The sequence below is a fragment of the Roseomonas haemaphysalidis genome (genome assembly GCF_017355405.1).
Lineage (GTDB): Bacteria > Pseudomonadota > Alphaproteobacteria > Acetobacterales > Acetobacteraceae > Pseudoroseomonas > Pseudoroseomonas haemaphysalidis.
The window spans coordinates 1,915,368-1,929,435 of sequence record NZ_CP061177.1; the positions used below are offsets into that span (position 1 = coordinate 1,915,368).

General features: G+C 71.3%; 12 protein-coding genes. 9 read left to right on the forward strand and 3 right to left on the reverse strand.

Going from position 1 to position 14,068, the window contains the following annotated elements; translation table 11 throughout:
- The first annotated feature begins 2 nt into the window (after nt 1–2).
- The 7 genes from nuoN (at nt 3) to IAI59_RS08870 (ending at nt 8,740) form a co-directional block, all read left to right on the forward strand.
- A complete protein-coding gene (gene nuoN, locus IAI59_RS08840; protein ID WP_207416177.1) occupies nt 3–1,427 on the forward strand; it encodes an NADH-quinone oxidoreductase subunit NuoN in 1,425 nt (474 codons plus the stop codon).
- Complete coding sequence (locus tag IAI59_RS08845) at nt 1,424–2,149, forward strand: biotin--[acetyl-CoA-carboxylase] ligase (protein WP_207416178.1); 726 nt, start codon at nt 1,424–1,426, stop codon at nt 2,147–2,149. The genes nuoN and IAI59_RS08845 overlap by 4 nt, the downstream gene beginning before the upstream one ends.
- Before the next feature lie 53 nt (nt 2,150–2,202).
- A complete protein-coding gene (locus IAI59_RS08850) occupies nt 2,203–3,018 on the forward strand; it encodes a type III pantothenate kinase (protein ID WP_207416179.1) in 816 nt (271 codons plus the stop codon).
- 91 nt (nt 3,019–3,109) lie between these two features.
- Complete coding sequence (locus tag IAI59_RS08855) at nt 3,110–4,768, forward strand: ribonuclease J (protein ID WP_207416180.1); 1,659 nt, start codon at nt 3,110–3,112, stop codon at nt 4,766–4,768.
- A 221-nt stretch (nt 4,769–4,989) separates the two neighbouring features.
- Entirely contained in the window at nt 4,990–5,745 is a 756-nt protein-coding gene (locus tag IAI59_RS08860; protein ID WP_207416181.1) for a gluconate 2-dehydrogenase subunit 3 family protein, read from the forward strand.
- Complete coding sequence (locus IAI59_RS08865; protein WP_207416182.1) at nt 5,742–7,511, forward strand: GMC family oxidoreductase; 1,770 nt, start codon at nt 5,742–5,744, stop codon at nt 7,509–7,511. The genes IAI59_RS08860 and IAI59_RS08865 overlap by 4 nt, the downstream gene beginning before the upstream one ends.
- Entirely contained in the window at nt 7,511–8,740 is a 1,230-nt protein-coding gene (locus IAI59_RS08870; protein WP_207416183.1) for a cytochrome c, read from the forward strand. Before IAI59_RS08865 ends, IAI59_RS08870 begins: the two co-directional genes overlap by 1 nt.
- Nucleotides 8,741–8,800: 60 nt before the next feature.
- Here IAI59_RS08870 and IAI59_RS08875 read toward each other — a convergent pair whose 3' ends face one another.
- Genes IAI59_RS08875 through xseA form a run of 3 tightly spaced genes read right to left on the reverse strand, consistent with a single transcriptional unit; the run spans nt 8,801 to nt 12,017 of the window.
- Nucleotides 8,801–9,583, reverse strand: coding sequence for an MBL fold metallo-hydrolase (locus IAI59_RS08875; RefSeq protein ID WP_207416184.1), 783 nt, complete (start codon nt 9,581–9,583; stop codon nt 8,801–8,803).
- Nucleotides 9,580–10,431: a M23 family metallopeptidase gene (locus tag IAI59_RS08880; RefSeq protein WP_207416185.1), complete on the reverse strand. Its 852-nt coding sequence runs from the start codon at nt 10,429–10,431 to the stop codon at nt 9,580–9,582. The genes IAI59_RS08875 and IAI59_RS08880 overlap by 4 nt, the downstream gene beginning before the upstream one ends.
- Complete coding sequence (xseA, locus tag IAI59_RS08885; RefSeq protein ID WP_207416186.1) at nt 10,428–12,017, reverse strand: exodeoxyribonuclease VII large subunit; 1,590 nt, start codon at nt 12,015–12,017, stop codon at nt 10,428–10,430. Before xseA ends, IAI59_RS08880 begins: the two co-directional genes overlap by 4 nt.
- 154 nt (nt 12,018–12,171) lie before the next feature.
- Between xseA and purD the strand changes: the two genes are divergently transcribed.
- Together purD and IAI59_RS08895 are read left to right on the forward strand one after the other, a co-directional pair.
- Nucleotides 12,172–13,440, forward strand: a complete 1,269-nt coding sequence (gene purD, locus IAI59_RS08890; RefSeq protein WP_207416187.1) for a phosphoribosylamine--glycine ligase — start codon at nt 12,172–12,174, stop codon at nt 13,438–13,440.
- Nucleotides 13,437–13,961, forward strand: a complete 525-nt coding sequence (locus IAI59_RS08895; protein WP_207416188.1) for a 3'-5' exonuclease — start codon at nt 13,437–13,439, stop codon at nt 13,959–13,961. The genes purD and IAI59_RS08895 overlap by 4 nt, the downstream gene beginning before the upstream one ends.
- Nucleotides 13,962–14,068: the final 107 nt, after the last annotated feature.

Sequence of the window (14,068 nt, forward strand, 5' to 3'; positions counted from 1 at the left end):
CCATGGATAGCTGGACCCTCGTCCTGCCCGAGCTGGTGCTGGCGCTGTGCGGCCTGCTGGCCCTGGCCGCCGGCGTGATCCCGAAGCGCGACACCAGCCACGCCGTCAACATGGGCGTCTTCGGCGCCCTGCTGCTGGCCGGCGTGCTGGTGCTGATGCAGCCGGAAGGCACCGCCTATGCCGGGCAATACGCGGTCGACGCCTTCAGCAAGTTCACCAAGCTGCTGGTGATCGCCGGCGCCGCGCTGGGCGTGCTGCTGGCGCTGGACTGGAACGTCAAGGAAGGCCTCGCCAAGTTCGAGTACCCCGTGCTGCTGCTGTTCAGCACGGTGGGCATGATGATCATGCTCTCGGCCAACGACCTGATGGCGCTCTACATCGGGCTGGAGCTGCTGTCCCTGTCGCTCTACGTTGTCGCGGCCTTTGACCGCGACAACGCGCGTTCCTCGGAAGCGGGGCTCAAGTACTTCGTGCTGGGCGCGCTGGCCTCGGGCCTGCTGCTGTACGGCTCGTCGCTGGTCTACGGCTTCGCCGGCTCCACCAACTTCGACCGCATCGCCGATGCCGTCGGCACCACCGAGGGCGCGCCCTTCGGCCTGGTGGTGGGCCTGGTCTTCGTGCTGGCGGCGCTGGCCTTCAAGGTCTCCGCCGTGCCCTTCCACATGTGGACGCCCGATGTCTACGAAGGCGCGCCCACCCCGGTCACCGCCTTTTTCGCCACTGCCCCCAAGGTCGCCGCCATCGGGCTGCTGACGCGCGTGGCGGCCGGGCCGTTCGGGGATGTCGCGGCGCAGTGGCAGCAGGTGATCATCCTGTGCTCGCTGGGTTCCATGATCCTCGGCGCGCTGGCCGCCATCGGGCAGAAGAACATCAAGCGCCTAATGGCCTATTCCTCCATCGGCCATGTCGGCTACGCGCTGATCGGCCTGGCGGTGGGCACCGAGCTCGGTGTGCGGGCGCTGCTGGTCTACATGGCCATCTACGTCTTCACCAATGTCGGCGCCTTCGCGGTGCTGGCGTCCATGCGCCGCCAGGGCCGTGCCCTGGAAGGCGTGGACGACCTCGCGGGCCTTGGCCGCACGGACCCCGCCATGGCCCTGGCCATGACGGTGTTCATGTTCTCCATGGCCGGCATCCCGCCGCTGGCGGGCTTCTTCGGCAAGTACTTCGTGATCGGCGCGGCCATCCAGGGCGGCTACACCACGCTGGCCGTGGTGGCGGTGCTGACCTCGGCCGTGTCCGCCTACTACTATCTGCGCGTCATCAAGGTGATGTGGTTCGACACCGGCATCGGCGCGCTGGACCCGCGCCCGGCCAGCCTGTCCGTGGTGCTCGCAGGCACCGGGCTGTTCACGGTGTTCTTTTTCGCCTTCCCGGCGCCGTTCCTCGCCGCCGCCCAGGCCGCCGTCGCGGCGCTGGTGGGGTGAGCGATCCGGCCGGGTGGCGGCTCGCCATCCATGCTGAACTGGCCAGCACGCAGGACAGCGTGCTGGCCGCCGCCGAAGCCGGGGAAGCCGAGGGGCTCGCCGTGCTGGCCCGCCGGCAATCCGCCGGCCGCGGCACCCAGGGCCGGCCCTGGGCCTCGCCCGCCGGCAACCTGTTTCTGTCCGTGCTGCTGCGCCCGGGCGGCCCCGCGCGCCTGCTGCCGCAATGGAGCCTGCTGGCCGGCGTGGCCCTGGCCGGCACCCTGGCGCCGCTCCTGCCGGACCCCGCGGCGCTGCGCCTGAAATGGCCCAACGACGTGCTGCTGAACGGCGCCAAATGCGCCGGCATCCTGTGCCAGGGCGGGGTGGACGCGGCCGGGCACATCGAATGGCTGGTGTTCGGCATCGGCGCCAACCTGGCCGTCGCGCCCGAGTTGCCGGACCGCCCCACCACCAGCATCGCCGCCGCCGCCGGCCACGCGCCCGCGCCCGAGCAGGTCGCGCGGCGGTTGCTGGAAGCGATCAGCCATTGGCGCGCCCAAGGGCTGGACGCGGTGCGGCAGGCCTGGGCCGCGCGCGGCCCCGCGCTGGACACGCCGCTGCGCCTGCGCCACGCCGGCACCCCGCGCGAAGGCCGCTTCGCCGGGCTGGACGCGGAAGGGCGGCTGCTGCTGGCCACGCCCGCCGGGCTCTTGCCCGTGGCGAGCGGCGAAGTCCTCGGTTGAAACGATACGCCCGGTCAACGGGTTAGCACACAACCCCAGGGGAGGGGTCTGCCATGCTGCTCGCCGTCGATGCCGGCAACACCAACGTCGTCTTCGCCATCCATGACGGCACCGAATGGCGCGGCCGCTGGCGCATCGCGACGCGCGCGGACCGCACCAGCGACGAATACGCCGTGTGGCTGCTGGCGTTGCTGGCGCATTCCGGCATCCGCCCGGTGGAGATCGAGCGCTGCGTGATCGGCACCGTGGTGCCGGCGGCGCTGTACAACCTGCGCCGCCTGTGCCGCGAATGGTTCACCTGCGAGCCGCTGGTGGCCCGCTCCAACCTCGACTGGGGCTTCCACATCCGCGTGGACAACCCGGAGGAGGTGGGGGCCGACCGCCTGCTGAACGCGCTCGCCGCGCACCACCACTACCGGGGCCCCCTGGTGGTGATCGACTTCGGCACCGCCACCACCTTCGACATGGTGGATGCCGACGGCGCCTACCTGGGCGGCGTGATCGCCCCCGGCCTGCAACTTTCGATCGAGGCGCTGCACCGGGCGGCGGCGCGGCTGCCGCGCATCGGCATCGGCCGGCCGCAGTCGGTGATCGGGCGTTCCACCGTGCCGGCCATGCAGTCCGGCATCTTCTGGGGCTATGTGGGGCTGGTGGAGGGCATCGTCACGCGGCTGCGGGCCGAGTACGGTGCGCCGCTCAAGGTCATCGGCACCGGCGGGCTGGCCCCGTTGCTGGCGGAGGGCACGCCGGTGATGGAATTCACCGACCCCGATATCACGCTGGAAGGGCTACGCCTGTTGGCGGATCGCAATCCCGTCCCCATTTTCCATAAAACGAGCCTGCCGGAACTGCGGGCCGAAACAGATTGAGACACCCGGCCGGATGCCGCGCCACAGCGTTGCGCGCCCGCCCGGGGGTCTCCTTGAGATCGACGACTATCAACGCTGACTGTGAGAATACATGAACACGATCACTGGCGACCTGGCCTTCATCCCGCTCGGCGGGGCGGGGGAAATCGGCATGAACCTGAATGCCTACCGCTGCGACGGGCAGTTCCTGGCCATCGACTGCGGCATCGGCTTCGGGGGCAACGACAACCCCGAGGCCGAGGTGATGACCCCCGACCCCGCCTGGCTGGCGCAGCGCCGCGACAAGCTGCTGGGCATCGTCATCACCCACGCGCATGAGGACCATATCGGCGCGGTCGCGCATCTCTGGCCGCAGCTGCGCTGCCCGGTCTATGCCGGGCCCTTCGCCGCGTCCGTGCTGCGCCGCAAGCTGGGCGAGGCGAACCTCCTGCACCAGGTGCCGCTGCACACCATCCCGCTGGGCGGCAGCTTCACCGTCGGGCCCTTCGACCTCAGCTTCATCCGCGTCACCCATTCGGTGCCGGAGTCGCAGTCCATCGCCATCCGCACCCGCTACGGCACCGTGCTGCACACCGGCGACTGGAAGTTTGACCCCGACCCGCTGATCGGCGAGCCGGCGGACCTGGAGGCCTTCGCCAAGCTGGGCGAGGAAGGCGTGCTGGCCATGGTGTGCGACAGCACCAATGCCATGGTGGAAGGCCATTCGGGCAGCGAGGCGGAGGTGCGCCGCAACCTGGTGCCGATCCTGCGCCCGCTGCGTGGCCGCGTCGCCATCACCTGCTTCGCCACCAACGTGGCGCGCGTTGAATCCATCGCGCTCGCCGCCAAGCAGGTGGGCCGCAAGGTCGCGCTGTTCGGCCGCAGCCTGCGCAATGCCGAGGCCTCGGCGCGCGAATGCGGCTACCTGCGCAACGTCGGCCCCTTTATCAGCGAGGACGAGGCGGACGACCTGCCCGACCACGAGTTGCTGATCATCTGCACCGGCAGCCAGGGCGAGCAGCGCTCGGCGATGAGCAAGATCGCGGCCGACGTGCACCCGCGCATCTCGCTCGGCACCGGCGACACCGTGATCTTCTCCTCGCGCATGATCCCGGGCAACGAGAAGGCCGTGCTGCGCATGCAGGACGAGCTGACCCGCGGCGGCTGCAAGGTGATGACGGCCGAGGACCACATGGTCCACGTCACCGGCCACGCCTGCCGCGATGAGCTGAAGAAGCTGTATTCCCTGGTCAAGCCGCGCTTCGCTGTGCCGGTGCATGGCGAATGGCGCCACCTGCAGGAGCACGCTTCCCTGGCGCGCGAGATGGGCAGCACGCCGATCCTGGTCGAGGACGGCGACGTGCTGCGCATCGGCCCCGTGTCCGGCAACGAGAAGCCCGAGGTGGTGGAAGGCGTGCCGACCGGCCGCATGGTGATCGACGGCGAGCGGCTGGTGCCGCTGGACGGCGGCGTCATGGGCGCGCGGCGCAAGATGCTGTTCAACGGCATCGTCGTCGCTTCCCTGGCGGTGGACCAGTCGGGCCGCGTGATGGGCACGCCGCAGGTCTCGGCCCCCGGGTTGTTTGAGATGACGGACCAGGAGCCGGGGCAGATCGCCGCCGAACTGGCCCGCAGCGTCACGGACCTGCCGGCCAACCTGCGGCGCGAGGATGACAGCCTGCGCGAAGCGGCCCGCGCCGCGCTGCGCAAGGCCGTCGGCCGCCGCCTGCGCAAGCGCCCGACGGTGGAGGTGCATCTGCTGCGGGTGTGAATCCACTGCGCCAGATGAAATCTCGGTAAGATTGGCGCCACGCTTCTCACTTTCCTGGGGAGAACCCCTTGGCGGGCGTGGCGCCGTATTGCCGAGTACACGCATCGCGCGCATAGCTGGGGCAGACTTCTCTGGCTGCCCTGCCCGGCGGCGCGCCCCGTGCCTTTGCTTGAACACGACGTGTCGCTGGACCGGTCCTGCCCTGCCTGCAAGGAACGGTGATGCCTGTGACCACCCGACGCCAGTTGCTGGCCGCGACAGCGTTGATCGGCCTTTCCGCCGGCGATGCCGTCGCGCGGACCTATACCAACCGCCCGCCCATGCGGCCGGGCGAGGCCTACCCGCCCACTGACGCCTTCCGCCCCGGCGGCTGGCTGTTCCTGTCGCCGGCCGAGGCGGCGACGCTGGACGCCATCGTCGATCGGCTGATCCCGGCCGACGAGCTGGGCGCCGGCGGCAAGGAGGCGGGCTGCACCACCTTTATCGACCGCCAGCTGGCCGGGCCCTATGGCAGCTACGAGTGGCTGTACATGAAGGGCCCGTTCTCGGCCAAGCCGCTGCCCTTCCAGGGCATCCAGTCGCCGTTGACGCCGCGCGAGCAGTACCGCGCCGGCCTCGCCGCGCTGGCGCAGCACTGCCGCGACACCATGGGCGGCAAGACCTTCGAGCAGTTGGCCGGCCCCGACCAGGACAAGCTGCTGATCGCCATGGAAAAGGGCGAGGTCAGCCTGCCCGGCCTGGTGGCGCCGCGTCAGGACACCAAGGGCTTCTTCGCCCTGCTGCTGCAGAACACCATGGAAGGCTACTTCGCCGACCCGATCTATGGCGGCAACAAGAACATGGTGGGTTGGCGCATGCTCAACTTCCCCGGCGTCCGATACGATTTCCGCGATGTGCTGGACAAGCCCGGCCAACGCTACACCAAGCCGCCGGTGGCCATGATGGGCCGGCCCGAGTGGAACGGGAGGCCCGCATGAGCAAGTTGCCCAAAAAGGACGTGGTGATCGTCGGTCTCGGCTGGACCGGCTCCATCATGGCCTACGAGCTGTCCAAGGCCGGCCTGGACGTGGTGGCGATCGAGCGTGGCCCCTGGCGCGACACGGCGGCCGACTACAACCTGGCCACGGCGCCGGACGAGCTGCGCTACGCCATCCGCCAGGACATTTTCCTGCGCCCGGCGCAGGAAACGCAGACCGCCCGCAACACGCGCGACCAGGAAGCGCTGCCGATCCGCAAGTACGGCTCCTACCTGCCGGGCAACGGCGTGGGCGGCGCGGGCGTGCACTGGAACGGCCACACCTGGCGCTTTCTGCCGACCGACTTCAACCTGCGCAGCCACCTGACCGGCCGCTACGGCGCCGCCGCCATCCCGCAGGATTCCACCATCCAGGACTGGCCCGTCTCCTATGACGAGCTGGAGCCGCATTACGACTTCTTCGAGAAGGTCTGCGGCATCTCCGGCAAGGCCGGCAACATCAAGGGCGCCATCCAGGCCGGCGGCAACCCCTTCGAGGGCTGGCGCTCGGACGAGTACCCGACCAAGCCGCTGCGCATGAACCTGGCGCAGAACATGTTCCAGAAGGCGGCGACCGACCTCGGGCTGCATCCGTTCCCGCTGCCCTCGGGCAACATCTCGGAAGCCTATACCAACCCTTATGGCGTGCGGCTCGCGCCCTGCACCTATTGCGGCTTCTGCGAATGGTTCGGCTGCGCCAACTATTCCAAGTCCACGCCGCAGACCTGCGTGCTGCCGGCGCTGATGCGCCAAACGAACTTCGAGGCCCGCACGCTGTGCGAGGTCACCAAGGTCAACATGAGCGCCGACGGCAAGACCGCCACCGGCGTGACCTACGTGGACTCCGACGGCCGTGAGTGGGAGCAGCCGGCCGATCTGGTGCTGCTGTGCGCCTACCAGCTGTTCAACGTGCGGCTGCTGATGGTGTCGGGCATCGGCAAGCAATACGACCCGGCGACGGGCGAGGGGACGCTGGGCCGCAACTACGCCTACCAGACCAACGTCGGCACCGTGGGCTACTTTGACAAGGACGTGAACTTCAACCCCTTCGCGGGTGCCGGCTCGCTCGGCATGATGGCCGACGACTACAACGGCGACGTGTTCGACCATTCGGGGCTGGGCTTCATCGGCGGCGCCAACCTGAACTGCACCACCACCAACGGCCGGCCCATCAGCAACCGCCCGACGCCGCCCGGCACGCCCCGCTGGGGCGCGCAGTGGAAGAAGGCGACGGCCGAGACCTATGGCCACACCACCAGCGTCGGCAGCCAGGGCAGCTGCTATTCCTACCGCGACAACTACCTGGACCTGGACCCGACCTACACGGACCGCCTGGGCCGCCCGCTGATGCGCATGACGTTCCAGTACAAGCCGAACGAGGTGAAGATGGCGGCCTACATCGCCGACCGCACCGCCGAGGTGATGCGCGCCATGGGCCCCAAGCAGATGGTCAAGGGCAACAAGGGCGCGCTGTGGGACGTCGTGCCCTACCAGACCACCCACAACACCGGCGGCACCGTGATGAGCAGCACCCCCGTGGACGGCGTGGTCAATCGCTACACCCAGCACTGGGACGTGCCCAACCTGTTTGTCGCCGGCGCCAGCCTGTTCCCGCAGAACGCCGGCTACAACCCGACCGGCACGGTGGGCGCGCTGGCTTATTGGGCGCTGGACGCCATCAAGAACCAGTACCTGAAGAACCCCGGCCAGCCGCTGGTGCAGGCGTGATGCGCGCGCATCTCCTGGCCGCCGCGCTGCTGACGGCCGGCCTGCTGGGCGGCCATGGCGCCAAGGCCGACCCGGACAACTTCACGGAAGTGGAGCGCGGCCGCTACCTGGCCACCGCCGGCGACTGCATGGCCTGCCACATCGGCGCGGACGGCAAGTCCATGGCCGGCGGGCACCGGCTGGAAACGCCCTTCGGCGCCATCGCCGTGCCCAACCTGACGCCGGACGACGAGACCGGCATCGGCCGCTGGACCTCCAACCAGTTCTGGCGGGCCATGCACGAGGGCATCGGCGCGCATGGCGAGCGGCTGTACCCGGCCTTCCCCTACACCGCCTTCACCAAGATGCCGCGCGAGGATGTGGACGCCGTCTACGCCTATCTCCGCACGCTGGAGCCGGTGCGCAACGCGGTGGACCGGGACACGCTGCCGTTTCCGTTCAACATCCGCCTGCTGATGGCCGGCTGGAACATGCTGAACTTCACCCCCGGCGTGTTCCAGCCCGACCCGGCCAAGTCGGCCGAGTTCAACCGCGGCGCCTATCTGGTGGAAGGCCCGGGCCATTGCGGGCTGTGCCACACGCCGCGCAACCTGATCGGTGGCGACAAGTCCGGCGCCCACCTGCAGGGCGGCGAGCTGCAGGGCTGGTTCGCGCCCAACATCACGGCCGACAAGCGCCAGGGCATCGGCGACTGGTCGGATGCCGAGATGGTGGAATACCTGCGCACCGGCCGCAACGCCCGCACCGCCGCCAGCGGTCCGATGGCCGAGGTGGTGGCCTATTCCACCAGCGCCATGACGGATGCCGACCTCAAGGCCATCGCGGTCTACCTGCGCGAGCGCGGCGCCGCCGGCGACCCGGCGCCCGCCGCGCTGGCCGCCGGCGACGCGCACATGACCACGGGTGCCGCCGTGTTCCAGGACAGCTGCTCCGCCTGCCATGTCGGCAATGGCGAGGGCGTGGCCGGCATGTTCCCGCGCCTCGCCAACAGCCAGGTGGTGCAGCAAACCAACCCGACCACGGTGATCCGCGTGATCCTGGACGGCGCGCAGTCGGTGGCCACCCCCACCGCCGTCACCGCCCCCGCCATGCCCGCCTTCCACTGGCGCATGACGGACCAGCAGGTGGCCGACGTGTCCACCTACATCCGCAACAGCTGGGGCAATGCCGCACCGGCCGTGACGGTGGACCAGGTTCGCAAGGTGCGCGAGGAACTCGGCGAGCGCTGATCAGCGCCGCCGCGACGAAAAAGGGCCGGGGGAAGCCATTCCCCCGGCCCTTTTTCGTTATCAGCCCAGCAGCTCCACGTAGCGCGCGGCCGATCGCGCCACCACGCCCGGCGCGTCCTCCGCCACCTCCTGCCCCTGGAAGGCGCCCAGGATGCGGCGGTATTGCAGCGGCGCCAGCCGCGCGGCGACGGCGCGGATCTCCCCGGCCGGCAGCGGCATCATGTTGGGGTAGCTCCACATGAAGGACACCCGCCGCCCGCCCGGCGCCACCTGCACGATGTCGCCGGTCAGCAGCGTGTCGCCCCAGTGCAGCACGCTGCCGCCAGGGAAATGCCCGCCGATGCGGTGCAGGACAACGCCCGGCAGCGCCTCCAGCCTGTCGCCCTCCCAGAAGCGCAGCGCGGGGGAAGGCTGCATCACCCAGTCGCGGTCGGCCGCGTGCAGGTGGACCGGGCAGCCGAAGGCCGCCGCCCAGTCCTGCATGGTGGTGTAGTAGTGCGGGTGGCTGATGGCGATGCCGTGCAGCCCGCCCAGCCCCCGCACCAGCGCCAGGGTGGCCTCGTCCAGCAGGGCGATGCAGTCCCACAGGATGTTGCCGGCGGGCGTGCGCAGCAGAAAGGCGCGCTGGTTGATGGCGAAGGCCGGCACGGTCTGGAGGGTCAGCAGCCCGGGCGCCGCCTGCTGCCAGGCGTTGCGGTGCCCGGCGGCCAGCTTGGCGGGGGTGGTCCAGCTTTGCCCGGCGGCGGGCACGTATTGCCGCTCGTCCTCGCACACGGGGCAGCCGGTGGGCGGCGCCCCGGCCGCGGCGTAGGCGGTGCCGCAGGCCGTGCAGATCCAGCTCATGCGGCGGGCAGCAGCGGCCTCGGGTCCACCGCCGTGCTGAACCAGCTGACGCCGAGGTGCAGGTGCGGCCCCGTCACGCGCCCCGTGGCACCGGTCAGGCCGATTCGCTGGCCCTGGCGCACGCCGGCACCCTCCGCCACCTCGATGGCCGACAGGTGGGCGTAGAGGCTGGTCAGACCGTGGCCATGCTGGATGATCACGGTGTTGCCGGTGAAGTAGAGGTCGGCCGCCAGGGCCACCCGCCCGCCGCCCATGCTGCTGCAGGGCGTGCCGGTGGGGGTGGCGATGTCCAGCCCCAGATGCGCCGCGCGCGGCTCCCCGTTCAGGATGCGCTGGCTGCCGTAGACGCCGCTGATGCGGCCGCGCGCCGGCCAGGCGAAGGGCTCGGCGAAGAACGGCATCTCGCTGTCATCGGCGCGGGCGGCGTTGATGCGCTTCTGCTCCGCCTGGATGCGCGCCAGCTGCTGCGCGTTGGGCGAGACCATGGCCGGCGGCAGCCCGTTCAGCCGCTGGATGTCCCAGTCCCGCTTGGCGATGGCCAGCTCGCGCGTTTCGCTGCCGCCGGGGCCGCTGACGGCCAGCCGCGCCACCGGCCCCGCGTCCCGCGCGAAGCCGACGATGAAGCGCCCGTCCGGCGCCACGCGCACCGCCCGGCCATCCAGCGTCACGCGGCTGCCGGGGGCCGCCTGTCCCAGCGCCAACCCGCCCTGGCTCAGCCCCTCCGGCCCGATGCTCAGGCCGCGCGGCGTGGCCGTGGCGGCGGCGGGCTGCGCCTCAGCGGCGGGCTGGCGGGCGCAGCCGGCGGCGGCCAGCAGCAGGGTGGCGGCGGCGCGACGGGAAATGATCATAGGAGCGATCCCTGTTCGGGCTTGGGGGCGGGGCGGGGGCGCTTTTGCGGTGCGCTGCCGTCGGCGGTGGCGTGCAACGTGCCGTCCCGCAGCGTGATGGCGAGGCGCGCACCGGCCGGAACCTCGCCGGCGGCGGTGACGGGCGGCCCGTCCTCCAGGCGCACCAGCGCGAAGCCGCGCGCCAGCACGCCCTGGTAGGACGCGCCCTCCAGCCGCGCGGCGAGGCCGGACAGCGTCAGCCGTGCCTCGCGCAGCGAGGCCGCCACGCGGGTGCCGGGGTCCGGCAGGCGGTGCAGCCGGGCCTGCTGCTGCTCCAGCACGCGCCGCAGCGCCTGCCCGGCATCCGGAATGCGCGCCAGTGCCGCGTGCCGCTGGTCCACCATGCGGCGCAGCGCATTGGCCGGGTCCGGCACGCGGGCGAGGCGCGCGTGGCTCTGGTCGGTCAGGCGCTGCAGGGCGGCGGTGGCGCGCGTCGCGGCCTGGGCCACGGCGTGGCGGTGCCCGGCCAGGGTTTCGCGCGGGTGGGGCAGGCGGGGGGCCAGCGCGTCCAGCGCCGCGCGCTTGCGGGCGAGCAGCGCGGCGGGGGCCAGCACCAGCCGCTCCGCCCGGTCGTCCAGCCGTTGCCGCGCGGCGCCGACGATGCCCGGCAGGTCTGGCATCCGCGCCTCGGTGCGGCTCAGGCGCAGGCGCGCGTGGTTCAGCGCCGCCTGGCCCGATTGCAGCAGCCGGGCGGAGCGCTGCGCCAGCGCCGCCAGCAGCTCCGCCCGCGCCGGCACCGCCAGCTCGGCGGCGGCGGTGGGGGTGGGCGCGCGGCGGTCGGAGGCGAAGTCGACCAGGGTGGTGTCCGTTTCGTGCCCCACGGCCGAGATGACCGGGATGGGGCAGGCGGCCACGGCGCGGATGACGGCCTCGTCGTTGAAGGCCATCAGGTCCTCCAGGCTGCCGCCGCCGCGCGCCACGATCAGCACGTCTGGGCGCGGCATGCCGGCCGGCAGGCGGGAAAAGCCATGGATGGCGGCGGCGATCTGCTCCGCCGCGCCCTGGCCCTGCACCGGCACCGGCCACAGCAGGATGTGGCTCGGGAAGCGCCGGGCGATGGTGGTGCGGATGTCCTGGATCACCGCGCCCTTTTCGGAGGACACGACGCCGATCACGCGCGGCAGCCGGGGCAGGGGCTTCTTGCGCGCCTCGTCGAACAGCCCCTCGGCGCCCAGCTTCTTGCGCAGCGCCTCGATGCGCGCCAGCAGGGCGCCCTCGCCGGCATATTCCAGGCGGTCGATGATGAGCTGGTAGTCCGACCGCTCGCCATAGGCCGAGACCTTGCCGGTGGCGATGACCTCCACCCCGTTCTCCGGCTTCAGGCTCAGCTTGGGCACCGCGAAGCGCCAGATGATGGCGCGGATCTTCGCGCCCTCGTCCTTCAGCGCCAGGTAGATGTGGCCGGAGGGATAGGCCTTCAGCTCCGTGATCTCGCCGCGCACGCGCACGCGGCCGAACTCGCCTTCCAGCGTGCGCTTGATGGCGCCGCTGATCTCGGACACGGTGAATTCGGGGGCATTGGTGCGGGCGGGGGTGTCGGTGTCCATCGCCGCCCATCATGCGCCGGGCGGGCGTTTCTGGCTATCGGGGCGGTGCGGTGGCCGGCCCGGGCGCGGCGCCTGCATCCCGTCCGAAAGGGTGACGCCACGCCCCCGCCATGCTAGCCCGCCGCCAGTTTCAGCAGCGGCGGGGATTGGCGCGATGAAGGTGCTTCTGGTGGGCGGCGGCGGGCGCGAGCACGCGCTGGCCTGGGCGCTGTCCGCGTCCCCCATGCTGACCAAGCTCTGGTGCGCCCCCGGCAACGCGGGCATCGCCGAGCTGGCCGAATGCGTGGCCATCGGCGCCGAGGACGTGGCCGCCCTGGTCGCCTTCGCGCGCGACAAGGCCGTGGACCTCGTGGTGGTCGGTCCGGAAGCGCCGCTCACGCTGGGGCTGGCCGATGCCTGCGCCGCCGCCGGCCTGCGCTGCTTCGGTCCTTCCGCCGCCGCCGCGCAACTGGAAGGCAGCAAGGTCTTCACCCGCGAGGTGACCACCGCCGCCGGCGTGCCCGGCGCCGAATGGGCGCAGTTCACCGACCCCGGTGCCGCCCGCGCCTACCTGCGGGACAAGGGTGCCCCCATCGTGGTCAAGGCCGATGGCCTCGCCGCCGGCAAGGGCGTGGTGGTCGCCATGACGGTGGAGGAGGCCGAGGCCGCCATCACCGACATCATGGAAAGCCGCGTGCATGGCGAGGCCGGCGCCTCCATCCTGCTGGAAGAATGCCTGATGGGGCAGGAGGTCTCCTTTTTCGCGCTGTGCGACGGCACCACCGCCCTGCCCATGGCCGCCGCCCAGGACCACAAGCGCGTGGGTGATGGCGACACCGGCCCCAACACCGGCGGCATGGGCGCCTATTCCCCGCCGCCCGCCTTCACCCCGGCGCTGGAGGCGGAGGTGATGGAGCGCATCGTGCGCCCCTCTCTCGCCGAGATGGCCCGGCGCGGCACGCCCTTCCGCGGCGTGCTGTTCGTGGGCCTGATGCTGACGGAGCAGGGGCCGAAGCTGATCGAGTTCAACGTGCGTTTCGGCGACCCGGAATGCCAGGTGCTGATGCTGCGCCTGCAATCCGACCTGCTGACCGCGCTGCTCGCCGCCTGCGACGGCGAGCTGGACCGCTTCTCGCTCCGCTGGTCGGACGAGGCTGCGATGGTGGTGGTCATGGCCGCCCGCGGCTACCCCGGCGCCTACGCGAAGAACACCGCGATCGAGGGGCTGGAGGATGCCGCCCGCATCCCCGGCGCGCAGGTGTTCCACGCCGGCACGACGCGGGCAGAAGACGGCGCGCTGGTGTCCACCGGTGGCCGGGTGCTGGGCGTGGCCGGCACCGGCGCCACGCTGCAGGCGGCGCGTGACGCGGCCTATCAGGCGGTGGATGCCATCCGCTGGCCGGAAGGCTTTTGCCGCCGCGACATCGGCTGGCGAGCCTTGTGATCGTCTTTCTCGACTTCGAGGCCAGCAGCCTGGCCAAGCGCGGCTATCCCATCGAAGTCGGCTGGGCAGCCGAGGACGGCAGCGGCGAGGGCCACCTGATCCGCCCCGCCCCGGACTGGGTGGATTGGAGCGCCGAGGCCGAAGCCATCCACGGCATCACCCGCCACACCCTGCTGCGCGATGGCACGCCGCACGACGTTGTCGCCCGCCGCATGGTCGAGGCGCTAACCGGGCACGACCTCTACGCCTCGGCCCCCTCCTGGGACGGCAAGTGGCTCAGCGCCCTGCTGCGCGCCGCCGGCCTGCCGCGACACGCGCTCCGCCTGCGCGACACGGAGGAGGCGCACCGCGCGGTGCTGCTGGCCGCCGGCCTGCCGCCGGAACAGGCGGAGGCACTGCTGCCGGACGAGCCACCCGCGCACCGCGCGCTGGAGGATGCGCGGCGGGAACTGCGGCGGTGGCGAGGGTTGCGGGAAAAGGTCGGGGGAAAGAATTCCCCCGAACCCCCATCTTCTTTTTGATCTGATTTCGGGAGTGGACGTGACAGGTGGAGCGATAAGTCTGCTGGCCTGAGCTGGTATTTTTAAGATCACTACTGCGGCCGCAGCGCACCGCCACCACGGCCGCC